Source organism: Pseudomonas sp. GW821-FHT02A08 (assembly GCF_059422045.1).
Genome location: NZ_JBWKWD010000016.1, coordinates 1 through 15,275 on the forward strand (window position 1 = coordinate 1; position 15,275 = coordinate 15,275).

Here is a 15,275-nt window from a genome sequence, read left to right on the forward strand (position 1 = left end):
TACGCCTTTTTGCTGATTCCATTACGTCCTCCTGAAAAACAGATCAGAAGGTGTAAACCTTATTCAGGACGGGACACTGCTGACAAAAAAAGGGCGAACCCACCAAGGTTCGCCCTTTTTGCATGACACCCGCTCAGGTCACAGCTTGGCCTGCAACAGCGCCTCGAGCTTCTCCTGATCCCGCGCGAACTGACGAATGCCTTCAGCCAGTTTCTCGGTCGCCATCGCGTCTTCGTTGGACAGCCAGCGGAACTGCGATTCGTTGAGGCTCAGGCGCGCTTCACCGGCATGGCCGGGCACCAGTTTGCGCTCCAGCTTGCCGGTATCCGCGGCCAGCTTGTCGATCAGGTCCGGGCTGATGGTCAGCCGGTCGCAGCCGGCCAGTTGTTCGATCTGGCCCAGGTTGCGGAAGCTCGCCCCCATGACCACGGTCTTGTAGTCATTGGCCTTGTAGTAGTTGTAGATGCGCGTCACCGACTGCACGCCCGGATCATCGGCACCGGTGTAGTCGTTGCCGTTGGCTTTCTTGTACCAGTCGTAGATACGGCCCACGAACGGCGAAATCAGGAACACCCCGGCATCTGCGCAGGCGGCTGCCTGGGCGAAGGAGAACAGCAGGGTCAGGTTGGTCTGGATGCCTTCCTTTTCCAGGATCTCGGCAGCGCGGATGCCTTCCCAGGTGGAGGCGATCTTGATCAGTACGCGGTCGCGGCCAATGCCGGCCTTGTCGTACAGCTCGATCAGGCGATGGGCGCGCTTCAACATGGCATCGCTATCGAACGACAGGCGCGCATCCACTTCGGTGGAAATGCGGCCCGGGATCACTTTCAGGATTTCCTGACCCACGGCCACGCCAAAACGGTCACTGGCCAGGCCCACATCGCCCTTGCAGTCGTTGACGCTGGCGTTCAGCAGCTCGGCATACGCAGGAATGGCCGCGGCCTTGAGCAACAGGGATGGGTTGGTGGTGGCGTCCACGGGTTTAACGCGAGCGATAGCTTCGAAGTCGCCGGTGTCGGCAACCACGGTTGTCATTTGTTTGAGTTGTTCCAGCTTGGAAGTCATGGGCGTGCTCTGTCCTATGGGTCTGATGACATTACCCGAGCGCTGACAGCCACTCAAGGGCGTGTACGTGTATCGACGGCCCCTGCGGCAACAACCTGAAAACGGTTGTTTGAAAGGCGGGGCCTGGTATCGATCAATACGATGCCAAAACGCGGCACAGGTTCCAGGCAACTGACCGTCAGCACCAGGTGGACGTACGTCCTATTGCGGATTCAACTGGGTAGAAACAGCCATTTTCGCCGGTTTCGCCTGGCCGTCGGAGGTCAGGAAACCGAAGTTTCGCTCCCGGTCGTTGCTGCCCGTTTCACTGTTTTTCCACTCGTAAATCGATGTCAGCGGGATGTCGAGTTTCTTGACGTCGGCGATGAAGGCGCTGATTTTGCTGGCCTGGGCTTCAATCCCGCCGTTGGAGCCGAGGGAGGGTACGCCCCATTCACTGATGACGCCCGGTAGATGGAAGTTTTGCTGAATAAACGCCTGGGTCTTGCTGATCTGCGCCGCCGACATGCCATAGGGGTGATAGGAGATCGCGCTCAGGCATTGGGGGTATTCACTGACGATTTTCTTCAACGCCAATGCTGAAGTCGTACCGGCACTCGGTGGCCGGGCGAAGCCAAAGCCGATCAGCGGCGTCGATGGCGGTTGCTCCTGCAGCGACTTGCACAGGGCACTCATGAACGGAACAAAGGTCGTGTCGAGATTTCGGGTTGGCCAATACTTCGCCAGGTCCGGTTCGTTCCATATTTCAATCGCGACGAGCTGCGCGCCGTATGACTGCTCCAGCCCCTTCACCGAACTGGCGAACGATTGGCCCGCGGCAACGAGTTCTCTGGTGTTGTCGGGGGCGGTGGTCAGCGCCTTGGTCGAGCGTACGGTCATCAGTACCGGCAGATCGGCGGATTTGGCCGCGGCGAAGGCATCGCTGATCTGCTTTTGATACGCCGGGCCGCCCAGGCTGTTGGTCCAGACGCCAAAGCGCACGAATCCGAAGCCCGCGGCCTTGATCTGCTCGGCGTCGGTGGGGGAGAAGGTCTGGATCTTCACCTGGACACCGATGGTTTTGTTGGCGGCAAGTACGGGGAACACGTCACTGGCGTAAACCTGACTGGCTGCGCCCAGCATTAACAGGGTTGAGGCAGTGAGCCGTTTGAAACGTGCTGATTTCATGCCTGTTCTCCTGGCGGGTAATGACATTTTCCAATCATTGACTTGTTACTTTTATTTCGATGCTCGCGAGGGCGCGAAGTGCACGAATGTTATTTTTTGTCAGGTAGTGAGTTTCAGAAAATCACAGTTATTTTTGGTCCGGTAATTCTGGTTGGGTGGCTTTTGGGGGCTGTGGTACTTAATGCACTTGTATTAACAGGGCGAATCTATTTCTCAGTGCCGCAAGGTCTTGTGGGTTCACTAAAGCCCACTCGAGATGTTGGCCTATTGATATTACACGGGAAAGTAACCTTGTTCAGAAAGATCCTTGTCGTCTGCGTGGGCAATATCTGCCGAAGCCCGACAGCAGAAACTTTGCTGCGTAACGCGCTGGCCCCTTCAGCGATCACGGTGACCTCGGCGGGCCTTGCCGCGCGGGTCGGAGAGGCCATGGAGCCGTCGGCCCTCCAGGTTCTGGAAGATCACGGGCACAACGCCCAAGGGTTTAAGGCGCGGCAAATTACACCGGACATCGTTAATGAATCAGACTTGATTCTGGTCATGGAAAGAGAGCATGTAAAACAAGTACTGAAGATTGCCTCTCATGCCAGGGGCAAAGTGTTTCTACTCGGAAAGTGGCAGAGCGAGCGAGAAATACAGGATCCGTATCGTCAAGGAAAGGCCGCTTTTATTCATGCCCATGCATTGATTGAAGATGCTGTTAGCTCATGGGCGCAGCGCCTCGGACATTGATGAATATTCTTCAGATCAGTGAATGGTAAGAACAGACTTATGCAGTTACCGTCAGTAATCGGCACCCGTGACAACGATCAAGACAGTATTGATCTTCTCGGCATATTTGGCTCTTTGATTGACCAGAAATGGTTGATCGGCGCGCTCACCGGTGCCTTCATGGCGACCGGCGTTGCCTATGCGGTTTTGGCAACGCCCGTGTACCTGGCGAACGCGCTGGTGCAGGTCGAGCCGAAGAAGAACGACATGCTCGGGTTCTCCGATCTCAACAGCATGCTCGGCGGGCAATCGCCGTCGGTGACCGAAATCGGCATCATCAAGTCCCGTGCGGTGATCGGCAAAACGGTCGATGATCTGCGCCTTGATATCGACGTCACCCCCAAAACCTTCCCGCTCATTGGCGGTTTTCTCGCCCGACGTTATCGCGGTGAGACCGAGTTCAGTGTCGCGGCGCCGCGTTTCGGCCTGAACAGCTACGCCTGGGGTGGTGAGCGCCTGGAGATCAACCGGCTCAATCTGCCGAAGGAACTGCTGGGCAAGAAACTCACGCTGATCGCCGGCGAGCAGCATCGATTCCGGTTGTTCGATGAAAACGACAACTTGCTGGTCGAAGGCGTCGCTGGCGAGGCGTTCAAACAGGACGAAGTAGAGGGGCAGATCGCTCAGCTGTCGGCGAACCCTGGCACCCGCTTCGAAGTGGTGCGCAATCCACGGATCGTGACCATCCAGAGTTACCAGGATGCGCTGGATATTTCCGAGCAAGGCAAGGAGTCGGGGATTATCCGTTTGGCCCTGGCCAGCAGCGACGCGGCCGAGGCAGTGAAAATCCTCAATAAAATCGCTTCGTTGTATGTGCAGCAGAACGTGCAACGCACGTCGGCGGAAGCGGCGCAGAGCCTGGCGTTCCTGCAAGGCCAGTTGCCGCAGGTCAAACGCGACCTGGCCAAGGCCAGCGATGCGCTCAACGGTTATCAAACCCGCGGCAAGACGGTCAACATTTCCCTCGAAACCCAATCGGTGCTGGAACAGGTCGTCAGTCTGGACACCCGTATCTCCGAGCTGAAAATGCAACAGGCGGAGATGGATCGCAAGTTCACCAGGCAGCATCCGGCGTACCGCGCGCTGATGACCCAGATCGGTGAATTGACCCAGCAGCAGAAGGCGCTGGAGAGCAAGGCCCAGGACCTGCCTGCGACGCAACAGGAACTGCTGAACCTCACACGTGACGTGGAAGTGGCGTCGCAGATCTACACGCAACTGCTGAACAAATCCCAGGAACTGGACATCGTCCGGGCAGGGGCAGTGGGCAATGTGCGCTTGGTCGACTCCGCGGATGTCGACCTGACCAGCCCGGTCAAACCGAAAAAAGCCTTGATCGTTCTGATTGCAACCTTCCTTGGTGCATTTTTCGGGGTAGCGCTGGTGTTGCTGCGCAAGTCCCTGAGCCGGGGCCTGGAAGGTCCGGAGGCCATCGAGCAACTCGGCTTGCCGGTGTACGCGTCGATTCCATACAGCGCGCTGCAACAGGAAGAAGACAGTAAAAAGGTTCGTGCCAAGGACGGAGCGGACAAGCCGGCCTACCTGCTGGCGCTGCGCAACCCAACGGATTTGTCCATCGAGTCGATCCGCAGCTTGCGTACCTGTCTGCACTTTGCCGGGCTCGATTCGACCAACAACCGGATCATGATTTCCGGCCCGAGCCCGCAGGTCGGCAAAACCTTCGTCTCCTCCAACCTTGCGGCGGTCATGGCGCAAAGCGGGCAGCGAGTCGTACTGATCGATGCCGACATGCGCAAAGGCCATCTGCACAAGACGCTGAACACACCGATCACCAACGGCTTGTCGGACCTGTTGGTCAAGCGTTGCAGCATCGAGCAGGCGATCAATAAAGTCGAAGTCGACAACCTGCATTTCATCAGTCGTGGGCAGGTCCCGCCCAATCCTTCCGAGCTGCTGATGCACGTCAACTTTCGTGAGCTGCTGGCGCAACTCAGCGAGCTTTACGACGTGGTGATCATCGACACGCCACCGCTGCTGGCGGTGACGGACGCGGCGATTGTCGGTCGCGAAGCGGGGATCAGCCTGATTGTCACGCGCTTCGGGGTGAACCCGGCCAAAGAGATCGAACTGACGATTCGTCGATTCGCCCAGAACGGCATCGAGTTGAAGGGCGCGGTGTTCAACGGCGTCGAGAAGCGCGCGGCCAGCTACTACGGCAACGGTAGCTACGGCTATTACAACTACGAATACGCGTCCGATAAATCCTGAGTGTCAGCGGTTGTCCTTTCATGTTTGAAGTGGGTGAGTTGTGAAAAAAATACTGCACGTGGCAGAGACGATCAAAGGTGGCGTCGCGACGGTGATCCGCACGATTTCGGCTTCGCCCGAAGGCGACGCGGCAAACTATGAGCTGGTCTATCTGGTTCCGCAGGATCAGGAAAAGGAACTGCACGGGATTGCCGGGCAGCAGATCCGCACCTTCGCCCGCACCGGACGCAATGTGCCGTCCTTGCTGCGCTTCGCCTGGCGAATGACTCAGGTGATGCTCAAGGAAAAACCCGATGTCGTGCATTTGCACAGCACCTTTTCCGGTGTCATCGGGCGTTGCGTGTGCGTGCTGTTGCGACCTTGGCGCAAGCCGAAGATCGTCTACTGTCCCCATGCCTTTTCGTTCCTGATGGAAAGCTCGCCGACCAAGCAGAAAGCCTACGCGTGGATCGAGCGGGTATTGCAGAAGGTCACCGACGTGATCATCTGCGTCAGCCAGTACGAACTCGACAAGGCCGCGCGGTTCGGCATCGAGCGCAAGCGCATGAAGCTGATCTACAACGGCATTCATCACAAGGATGACGCGCCGAAAACCGACGGTCCCGAGCCTATTCACCTGCTCTTCGTCGGCCGTCTCGATTATCAGAAAGGCTTCGACGTGTTGCTCAAGGCCTTCGCCAAAGTCCAGCGCAGCGACCTGAAGCTGACGGTGGTGGGCAGTGCCGTGAACGAGGATTCGGTCGAGTGCCCGCCGATGGAAGGGGTTCAATACCTGCCGTGGGTGACGCCGAGCGAAGTCCAGGCGCTGTACCGCAAAGCCGATGCGTTGATCGTCCCCAGTCGCTGGGAAGGCTTTGCCATGGTGCCGCTCGAAGGCATGGCCATGGGCTTGCCGGTGATTGCCAGCAACTGCACGTCGCTGCCCGAACTGGTCACCAACGAGGTGTCCGGCTACGTGTTCCCCAGCGGGGACCACCAGGCGCTGGCCGATGTGCTGACGAAAATCCAGAAGCCGCGGTTGCTCGACCTTGGCAGCGAAGGGCGCAGCATCGTCCGCGAGCGCTTCAGCGCCACGCTGATGATCCGCCAGACCTATGACCTGTATCGCGCCCCCACTTTTTAAGTAGAACTCAAGCATATGAACGTAACGATTTTGCATGGCTACAGTGCGTCCAACTCCGGTGACGGTCTGCTCGTGGATCTGGCCATTGCCCTGGTGCAGCGAAATTTTGGTGACGATACCTCGATCAGTGTCGTGGCCTCCGATCCGGAATCCTTCAGTTACTTGCCGCACCCGCGTTTTGACGCGCCGGTCATGGCGGCCAAGGGGCTGGGGCGGGTCAAGCAGGCGGTGTTCCTCAATCAGTCCTATGCCGGTCTCGCTGATCTGTTGAAGAAAACCGATTTGATCGTCGGCGTCGGTGGCGGCTACATGCGCTCCAAAAGCGCCTTCGAACACATCAAGTTGAAACTGGGCCACGCCAAGCAACTGGAAACCGCGATTCTCAGCAAAGTGCCGTCGGTGTACTTGCCGCAAAGCATCGGGCCGTTCCACGGCGAGAGCAGCAAGATCGTCGAGCACTACGCCAGCGCCGATGCGGTGTTCGTGCGTGACAACAGGTCGTCGGCAATTTTCGATGCCTGTGAAAATGTCTACCGCGCACCGGATCTGGCGGTGCAGTCATTGGCCAGCAAAATCCTCATGCAGCCCAAGTTCACCCGTTGCGCCTCATCGCCGGCAACGGTGTGCGTCGTGCTGCGCAAGCCGCCGGAGTGGAGCAAGGAGAAGAAGGTCGCTTACGTGGCCAATCTCAAGTTGCTGCTGCAGCGCTTGAAGAACAAAAGCAAAGTGGTATGCGCGGTCCAGAGCGCCGTTCGCGGCAACGATGACGGTGCGTTCTATCGCGAACTGGGCATTACCGAAGACCTGCTGCCATTGAAAGCGACGTTGGCCAAGTATCAGCCGGACCTGGTGATTTCCGTGCGCCTGCACGGCGCCATCGAATCGCTGCTGTCCGGTGTTCCGGCGTATCACATCAGCTATGAACGCAAAGGCTTCGGCGCCTATCAGGACATGGGCGTGGAAGACTGGGTGATCAACGGCGGCGACATTAATGTCGACACCATCATCGACACGGTCTACGCGCCGAACGCACTGTCCGGTTTCGGCAAACGCCTGACCGACACCTGCCGCGAGATCGAGGCAAAAACCGTGGCCATGGACGACATCATCAAAGGTATCGTTCGATGATATTTCGGCTACTGCTTCGCGGCGGAGCATTGGGCGCGAAGTTTTTGCTGGTGCTGGCGATCACCCATTTCCTCGGTTATGAGGCGCTGGGCTTTTACGGCGTGGTGGTCGCGGCCTCGTTGATTGCGTCGAAGTTCTACAGCGTTGGCTTCAGTTCCGAAATCAATCGGTTGATCAGCGTCGGTGGCAGTTCGCGACGGGTCGTCGACAGGGTCCTGCTGCTGTACCTGGCCGTGGGGCTGCTGTTGTCGGTGGCGACGGTGCTGGTGTATTCGCTGTTCCAGGCAGTCGATGCGACGACTGCGCTGATCCTCTGCGTGACCCTGGTTTTGCTCACTGAACACCTGTCGTTCGAAATCAACTCCTTCGTGTTTTCCGCGCAGAAAGCCACGGCCGGCGCGCTGCTGTTTTTCATCAAGACCGGCCTCTGGGCGCTGTTGGCGGTGGGCGGGATGATGCTCGGCTGGGTGTCCGGGATCGCCAGTGTGCTGTGGTTGTGGGTTGTGGCCAACGTGCTGGTGATCGTCGCCGGTTACCTGATTGTGGTGAACGTGCACAAGGGCCGGGTGACGGGTTCGCTCGCGACGAAAACGGTCTGGAAGGCCGGATTGCCGTTCTATCTCGGCACAGGGTTGATCGCGTTGAGTCAGTACGTCGAGCGCTTTTTGATTATCGACATCGAACCCTACGCCAGCCTTGGTAAATACGTGTACGCCTGGTCGGCGGCCAATACCTTGCAGGCGCTGTCCTATGCGGTGGTGGCGGTGGTCGGCATTCCGGTGCTCGCCAAGCGTTTCCAGGCGGATCAACAGCCGTTCACGGTCCGACAGTTGTTCGTCAATAAATGGGTCATGCGCTCGCTGGTGGTGTCCGCCGCGGTGGCGGTACTGATTTATCTGTTCTTCAATGTTGTGCTCGATTACGTCGCCACGAGTGTTCCGCGTCCGGACAACGCGATCCTCGGCGTGCTGATTTTTTCCTTCGCCCTGCGTGCCATTGGCGACATCGTCTGGGGCGGCTTGATTGCCTCTAAAAACAGTCGGGTGTCACTGGCCAGCGCAGCGATCTGCTTGCTGGTTTCGGTGCCGGTCAGCTACGTGCTGATCAAGCACTACTCGATCTACGGCGCTGCCTGGGGCAACGTCTTTGCGATCATCGTGCAGCTCGGCGTGATTGCCGTGTTGACCCGTGTGACCCGGCCGAAAGGGGCTTTGGCATGGGGTTGAAGCTGCCGTGCATCGAGTTTCGCGGCAAGAGACTCGATTCCTCGATTTCGTTCCTGATCCTGTTCACCGGGTTGTTTCTGTCGGTGGCCATGCCGCTGTTGGTCCCCCGCGATCCTGGCCCGGATGCCATGACCTTGTGGTCGTCCTACGCCCGTGCCGACAACTGCAATTTCTGGAACCCGTTCTCGCCGGATCGCTCTTCCTATGAGTGTTCGGCGTTCCTGCTGCGGCCCACCGGGATCAATCTGACCAATGCCTGGGCCTACGGCATGTTCTGCAATTTTTTCCTCACGGCGATTCCGGTGGTGGTCTTCCGGCGCATGCCGCTGGCGATTTTCGGCACGCTGTGTCTGTGGGGCATCGTTCGCTCGTTTTTCCTTGAAAACCTGACCAAGGAAATCATTGTGTCGGTGGCGGTGTTGAGCATTTTGCTCAGCTCGTTGACACGCAAATATCGCGGCGGATTTTTCTTCTCGGCGGTGATTTACGGCGTACTGATCCGACCCTACTGGATTCTGTTTTCACTGTCCTGGGTTGGTGTCTGCGTGATGAAGAAGTATGTCTCGCGCGTCACCTTCTTCCTGATGCTGTTCCTGTTCTACCTGGCGGTCGCCATGGCGATCCAGGTCGCGCTCGGGTTTCCGGTGTCGTCGATTCGCGCCAGCAACAACGAACTGCGCACGGCGGGCGAGGAGGGGTCCAAGTCGTTGATCGTCTCGTGGCTCAGCGGTAGCGACTTTGTCTCGCAGGCGCTGGACTCGATGATCATCTTCTTCCGGTTGTCGTTCCCGGTGGAGCTGATTCTGCTGTCGGGGCCGGGGCAGGTGATCTTCGTGGCATTGATGATCATGACCGCGCTGCTGTTGTTCAAAGTCATCACCTCGACCGATTACAAAGGCGCGCCGATCCAGACCAAGCCTAAGGAACTGATCGCGATTCCCCTGGCGTTTCTGCTGGTTCAAGGCCTGTTCGAGCCGGACTTCGGCTCCTTTGCCCGGCACTTCTCGATGGTGGTGCCCGTGTTGTTCGTGGGCCTGGGATTGATGTTGCGGGCGAACAAGCCGGCGCAGGTTGAATCAAGAATTCTGAATTGAGGCAGGTGCTTTATGTCGAGCAAGAAAAAGTCCCTGGAGATCGAAACCCTGCGTGGCCTGGCGTGCCTGCTGCTGGTGCTTTATCACGTCATCGGCCCGTTGGGCGGAGGCTTGAAAATAGACCTGGGCTCGCCGTTCCGGGTGATCGCCGACTCCATGGTGTATGTGCGGATGCCGCTGTTCACCTTTATCTCCGGCTACATCTATTCCATCTACAAAATCCGCGGCAATGACTTTTCGGTGTTCTTTTCCGGCAAGGTGCGACGGCTGATCGTGCCGCTGTTTTGCGTGGGCGTGCCGTTCTCGGTGTTGCAGGCGGTGGGGCCGGGTGTGAACAAGGACGTCGGTGTGATCGACGCGTTGTTGTCGTTCTGGGTGCCGGTCAACCACTTCTGGTTCCTGCAGGCAGTGTTCATCATTTTCATGTTCGTCGGCTTGCTGGAGTGGCGTGGTCTGCTGCGCACGGCGACGCGCTTGTACCTGCTGTTTGCGTTTGCGGCAGGGGTGTTTCTGCTGCCGCCGTTCAAGCTCGATGCGTTTGGCATCAACGGTGCGATCTATCTGCTACCGTTTTTTGTGGCGGGGATGATCGGTCAGGAAAATGTCGATGCGCTGAAGCAACGGTTCAAGGTGATCGGGCCGCTGGTGTTTGTGTTGATCTCGCTGACGCTGTTGTACGTGGCGGCGATTGATCGCGAGTTGATCGTCGACCGCCGCAGCCTGATCGGTTTGACCGTGGGGTGCGTGTCCTGCATTGCGTTGCTGTCCAGCGACATGCGCTCGAAGTGGCTGACCTGGCTCGGCGGGTATTCCTATGGGATCTTCCTGTTCCATGTGTTGTTTGCCGCCACTTCGCGGTTTGTCCTGGGGCGTTTGGGCGTGAAGGACGAAAGCCTTCTGGTGCTCGGTGGCCTGGCGTGTGGCTTGCTGGGGCCGGTTGTTCTATCGATGGTTTTCAGTCGATTCAACTTCAGCTCCGTGCTGTTCCTGGGTGAGCGCGCGGCGGTTAAAAAACCACCGGCAAACGTCGCCCCGGTGCCTCAAACCCGATGAGTGTCCGAGTAAAGGAAGCGATGCATGTTGGCAGTTGATGACGTCCAGCCAGTTGCGGCGTCAGTGGTCGAAGTCGGCGACGCTCGTGAACGGTTTGGCCAGTGGCGCGAAGGGAAGGGCGGGAAGGTCCTGTCCATCTCGGTGATCGGCGACAGCTACAGCGCCGGGCAGGATTTCTATCTGAACAAACTGGTGCAGCGGCTGGCCGGGGAGACGGGTTTCGCCGGTCCCGGCTATGTCGGCTTCAACCACGGCGCGGCACTGGGCGGTACGCACTTCAAATACACCCGCAGCAGTGAAAAGTACTTCGGCGGTGACTGGCAGGTGTCCGCCCTTGGTCAGGCCAGCCCCGACAGCCGAACCCTTACCGGTCGACCCGGTGCCTGGCTGGAGATCGATGCCAATCCGACACCGGCCATCAACACGGCTGTCACCCAAGCGAAACTGCTCTACCTCGGCAATGGCGAATCCGATGAGGTTCGCTACCGCTGGGCACCGTCGCAATCCTGGCAGCCATTGACGCTTGCAGGCTCAGGGGTTCAGGAAGTGCCACTGCCAGGCACGTCGGCAGCGACAGACTGGGCGTTCCGGCTGGAAGTGGTGAAAGGCGCGCCAACCCTCTTCGGCCTGTGGATGAGCAATGATCAGGAGGGTGTGCGGGTATCCAAACTCGCGGCGTCCGGCGCTGCGTCCGCGGACTTCTACCACGGCGATAGCCGTTGGCAGGCGCAGTGGAAGACGGTGGTGTCGAAGATTCCCGCCGACATCTACCTGATCATGCTGGGCGGTAACGACCAGGGTTTTGGCGTGAAGCCGGAGCAGTACCTGAAGAACATTCAGGGTTTGGTGGGGATGGTCCGCGAGATTCAACCGGCGGCGAGCATCAACCTGATCCTGCGTCAGGACACGACACGTTCCAGCGCTTACCCGATGTCGGCCTATGCGCAAGTCCTGGAACCCTGGGCGCGCAAGGAACACCTCGGTTACGCCAATCTGCAGTGTGCGTTCGGTACCGACTTCAAGCGTTATGCCGCCACCATGATCGGCCCGGACAAGATTCATCCGGTTCCGGCCACGGGTGGGCGAGTGATTGCCGATTTCTTTTATCGTCTGATCGTCGGTGGAAGTACCGCAGCACTGTAGGAGCGAGCTTGCTCGCGAAAAACGTCCGGACAACGCGGTCATTCAGACAGGGCGCGTTATCGTTGGCGTCCATCGCGAGCAAGCTCGCTCCTACAGGGCAGCCGATTCGAAGTGCTCCAGATGAGCGAGCAGCTCTGCGGTTTTAAGCGGCATCAGTTGCGTAGCACAACGGGTTTCCACGTTGATGATGATGGCCGGGTCGTTGCAGCAAATGCGCACCCGGAATCGCCAGTCGCTGAATATCACTTTCAGCCCATCGCGGTCATCGATTTCCAGCGCCTGCCTGCGGTAAAGCCTTTTCAGGTGAGCGAGGAGGGGATAGGGGTCGAGCATCGGCCGGCGGATGTCTCCGGAAGAGGGAAACATACCGATTCGTTCCACCAGCAGAGTGGGGCCGAGCCAGGACTCGTTGGCGCTCGGCAACCGCTGATGTCGCGATAACGAGGACATCACCCCGAGGTTGCCCACCTCCATTTCAATGTATGCCGAAAGTTGTGCAATGTTCATGGTTGGCCTGCCTGAATGAAGAGTGGGCGTCGGGGGTTGGAGCCGTCTTAGCGGCCCTTCAAGTACAGGTTTTCGTAGCAGAAGTTGGTCGCCTGCAAGTATCCCTCGGCGTCGCCGCAATCGAAGCGCAAACCCTTGAACTTGTAAGCCAGCACACAGCCGTTCTGCGCCTGTTTCATCAGCGCGTCGGTGATCTGGATCTCGCCACCTTTACCCGGTTCGGTGTCGGCGATCAGGTCGAAGATATCCGGCGTCAGAATGTAGCGGCCGATGATCGCCAGGTTCGACGGGGCGTCTTGCGGGGCAGGTTTTTCCACCATGTTGTTGACCCGGTAGATCCCGTCGGAGATCGGCTCGCCGGCAATGACGCCGTACTTGTGAGTCTGGTCGCGGGGGACTTCCTGGATGGCCACGATCGAGCAGCGGAATTTCTTGTAGAGCTCGATCATTTGGGTGAGGACGCCATCACCTTCCAGGTTCAGGCACAGGTCATCGGCCAGTACCACGGCGAAGGGTTCGTCGCCGATCAACGGGCGACCACTGAGAATCGCGTGACCCAGGCCCTTCATTTCCACCTGGCGGGTGTAGGAGAAGGTGCAGGTGTCGATGAGCTCGCGGGTTCCGGCCAGGAACTTCTCTTTCTCGGTGCCGCGAATCTGGTGCTCCAGTTCATAGCTGATGTCGAAGTGGTCTTCCAGCGCGCGCTTGCCCCGCCCGGTGACGATCGCCATGTGTTGCAGGCCGGCGTCCCGTGCTTCTTCAACGGCGTACTCGATCAATGGCTTGTTGACGATCGGCAGCATTTCCTTGGGCATGGCTTTGGTCGCCGGCAAGAAACGAGTGCCATAGCCGGCAGCGGGGAACAAACATTTACGAATCATAAAAGTATCCTGGACAGTCATGGAACACAGCCAACGGGTGCGCGCAATAACGAGTGATTGCAAGTTTCAATGATTATTGAAGGCTTACTTTAATACCTGAGTATGGCCACTAGTGGCAAATAGCAATGTGCGGATAACGCAACAATGTTATGAGATGTCGGGTTGATAGTTGTTGGTTATTTTTAGTCGGTATCTGTTGATAGTGGTGTGTGCGTCGGAATGCTAATAAGTATCCCGCAATACAGTTTGGCCTGAAAAAATATTTATTGCCAGTCGTTGAACTAATTTTGTTTTTTGTTGTAGTCGCTCTTATTTGTGTGGTTCAGCGCACACCTTTAACAAGAGGGACTTGACACTCAACTTCGCACTTTTCCCACTATGGACCGCACTATGAAAATTCTGGTAACGGGTGGAGCTGGATACATCGGTTCGCACACCACGCTCGCACTGCTTGAAGCAGGCTATGAAGTTGTTGTGCTGGATAATCTTTGCAACAGCAGCGATGCGGCATTGCACGCGGTGGAAGCCATTTGCGGCAAGAGTGCGCTGATGATTCGCGGTGATGTGTGCGACCGGGCCTTGCTGGACCGGATTTTCCAGCAGCATGCCATCGATGCCGTCCTGCACTTTGCCGGTCTCAAGGCCGTGGGCGAGAGCGTGCGCAAGCCGCTTGAGTATTACGAGACCAACGTCAGCGGCAGCATCACGCTGTGTCAGGCGATGGCCGCCGCCGGGGTGTTTCGCCTGGTGTTCAGTTCGTCGGCCACGGTATACGGCGAGCCGGAGCAGATGCCGATCCGCGAGGATTTCCCCACGGGCAACCCCACCAATCCCTACGGTCAATCCAAGCTGATCGTGGAAAATGTGCTGCGTGACCTGAGCCTGGCCGAGCCGCGCTGGAGCATCGCGCTGTTGCGTTACTTCAACCCGATCGGCGCGCATGACAGCGGTCATCTGGGCGAAGACCCGAGCGGCATTCCGAATAACCTGGTGCCCTACATCAGCCAGGTGGCGGTTGGCAGCCTGCAAGAGTTGTCGATCTTCGGCAACGATTACCCCACGGTCGACGGCACCGGAGTGCGCGATTATATCCACGTCGTGGACCTGGCGGATGGCCATCTCAAGGCCTTGCAGTCCATCGCCGGGCGCACCGGCATTCATACCTGGAACCTGGGCACCGGCGATGGCTACAGCGTGTTGCAAGTGCTGCGGGCGTTCGAGCAGGCGTGCGGTCAGCCGGTGCCCTATCGAATGATGCCGCGTCGCTCGGGTGATATCGCCGAGAGCTGGGCCGACCCTTCCAAGGCGCAGAAAGAACTGGGCTGGAAGGCCTCGCGCAACTTGCAGGACATGGTCACGGATACCTGGCGCTGGCAATCGAATCACCCCAAAGGCTATCTGGGATGATGGCGTTTTAGCCTAATGTTATTTCCAGTCAGGTTGTTAGATATCGTCGGGAAAATACACTGGTCATGCCTTTTGCAAGTCCGTAGATATAAACCTGCCGTTCGACTTTTATCAGTTGGGTAAGACTGTGAAAGAACAACGGATCTTGTTCGCACTTTTTGCGGACTTGAACTCTACCACCTCTAACGTAATGCCCGATTTCGATCGGGTTGAATGTTAGAAAGGAGTTGATATGAAGAAAGTGATGGCAATTGCCCTGTTGACGATGTTGAGCAACTTGGCGTCTGCGGTAGAAGCGCCGCTTACAACTGCGACCAATGTATTGGGTAACGTGGCGGCGACTCAAGCCACTGCAGCCAGTACTGCAATGGTCGCCAGTGCTGTAGCGGCGTCCAACAGTGGTGGAAGTGCAAACGGCGGTACGACGGGTACGACAGGTACCACGGGTACAACCGGCACGCACAACTAACTGAAACATCTG

At 58.0% G+C, this 15,275-nt stretch carries 14 protein-coding genes; 10 read left to right on the plus strand and 4 right to left on the minus strand.

Annotated features, from left to right (window positions below):
- Window positions 1-138: 138 nt before the first annotated feature.
- Both tal and AC07W4_RS13390 read right to left on the minus strand, forming a co-directional pair.
- On the minus strand, window positions 139-1,065 hold the full coding sequence (gene tal, locus AC07W4_RS13385) for a transaldolase (RefSeq protein WP_495032751.1): 927 nt from the start codon (window positions 1,063-1,065) through the stop codon (window positions 139-141).
- Between the two features lie 201 nt (window positions 1,066-1,266).
- Window positions 1,267-2,232 (minus strand): glycosyl hydrolase family 5, encoded by a 966-nt coding sequence (locus AC07W4_RS13390; protein WP_495032752.1) that lies wholly within the window; start codon window positions 2,230-2,232, stop codon window positions 1,267-1,269.
- 291 nt (window positions 2,233-2,523) lie between these two features.
- Between AC07W4_RS13390 and AC07W4_RS13395 the strand changes: the two genes are divergently transcribed.
- Genes AC07W4_RS13395 through AC07W4_RS13430 form a run of 8 tightly spaced genes read left to right on the plus strand, consistent with a single transcriptional unit; the run spans window position 2,524 to window position 11,999 of the window.
- Complete coding sequence (locus AC07W4_RS13395; protein ID WP_032829881.1) at window positions 2,524-2,964, plus strand: low molecular weight protein-tyrosine-phosphatase; 441 nt, start codon at window positions 2,524-2,526, stop codon at window positions 2,962-2,964.
- A gap of 39 nt (window positions 2,965-3,003) precedes the next feature.
- Complete coding sequence (locus AC07W4_RS13400) at window positions 3,004-5,232, plus strand: polysaccharide biosynthesis tyrosine autokinase (RefSeq protein WP_495032753.1); 2,229 nt, start codon at window positions 3,004-3,006, stop codon at window positions 5,230-5,232.
- Window positions 5,233-5,272: 40 nt separating this feature from the next.
- Window positions 5,273-6,355 carry a glycosyltransferase gene (locus AC07W4_RS13405; protein WP_495032754.1) on the plus strand — a complete coding sequence of 361 codons (1,083 nt, stop codon included), beginning with the start codon at window positions 5,273-5,275 and terminating at the stop codon, window positions 6,353-6,355.
- 15 nt (window positions 6,356-6,370) lie between these two features.
- The gene (locus AC07W4_RS13410; protein ID WP_008053317.1) at window positions 6,371-7,483 is read left to right on the plus strand and encodes a polysaccharide pyruvyl transferase family protein; all 1,113 of its coding nucleotides are present in this window, start codon (window positions 6,371-6,373) and stop codon (window positions 7,481-7,483) included.
- Window positions 7,480-8,709: an MATE family efflux transporter gene (locus AC07W4_RS13415; protein ID WP_495032755.1), complete on the plus strand. Its 1,230-nt coding sequence runs from the start codon at window positions 7,480-7,482 to the stop codon at window positions 8,707-8,709. The genes AC07W4_RS13410 and AC07W4_RS13415 overlap by 4 nt, the downstream gene beginning before the upstream one ends.
- Window positions 8,700-9,803: a hypothetical protein gene (locus AC07W4_RS13420; protein ID WP_008053315.1), complete on the plus strand. Its 1,104-nt coding sequence runs from the start codon at window positions 8,700-8,702 to the stop codon at window positions 9,801-9,803. Before AC07W4_RS13415 ends, AC07W4_RS13420 begins: the two co-directional genes overlap by 10 nt.
- 12 nt (window positions 9,804-9,815) lie before the next feature.
- Window positions 9,816-10,856: an acyltransferase family protein gene (locus tag AC07W4_RS13425; RefSeq protein ID WP_495032756.1), complete on the plus strand. Its 1,041-nt coding sequence runs from the start codon at window positions 9,816-9,818 to the stop codon at window positions 10,854-10,856.
- A 24-nt stretch (window positions 10,857-10,880) separates the two neighbouring features.
- A complete protein-coding gene (locus AC07W4_RS13430) occupies window positions 10,881-11,999 on the plus strand; it encodes an SGNH/GDSL hydrolase family protein (RefSeq protein ID WP_495032757.1) in 1,119 nt (372 codons plus the stop codon).
- 90 nt (window positions 12,000-12,089) lie between these two features.
- Here the strand turns inward: AC07W4_RS13430 and AC07W4_RS13435 are convergent, their stop codons facing one another.
- Both AC07W4_RS13435 and galU read right to left on the minus strand, forming a co-directional pair.
- Entirely contained in the window at window positions 12,090-12,506 is a 417-nt protein-coding gene (locus tag AC07W4_RS13435) for a mannose-1-phosphate guanylyltransferase (RefSeq protein WP_495032758.1), read from the minus strand.
- Between the two features lie 47 nt (window positions 12,507-12,553).
- Window positions 12,554-13,387, minus strand: coding sequence for a UTP--glucose-1-phosphate uridylyltransferase GalU (galU, locus tag AC07W4_RS13440; protein ID WP_008053311.1), 834 nt, complete (start codon window positions 13,385-13,387; stop codon window positions 12,554-12,556).
- Window positions 13,388-13,777: 390 nt separating this feature from the next.
- Here galU and galE point away from each other — a divergent pair, with 390 nt between their 5' ends.
- Together galE and AC07W4_RS13450 are read left to right on the plus strand one after the other, a co-directional pair.
- Window positions 13,778-14,794, plus strand: a complete 1,017-nt coding sequence (gene galE, locus AC07W4_RS13445) for a UDP-glucose 4-epimerase GalE (protein WP_495032759.1) — start codon at window positions 13,778-13,780, stop codon at window positions 14,792-14,794.
- Window positions 14,795-15,026: 232 nt separating this feature from the next.
- Window positions 15,027-15,263: a hypothetical protein gene (locus tag AC07W4_RS13450; protein WP_008053308.1), complete on the plus strand. Its 237-nt coding sequence runs from the start codon at window positions 15,027-15,029 to the stop codon at window positions 15,261-15,263.
- Window positions 15,264-15,275: the final 12 nt, after the last annotated feature.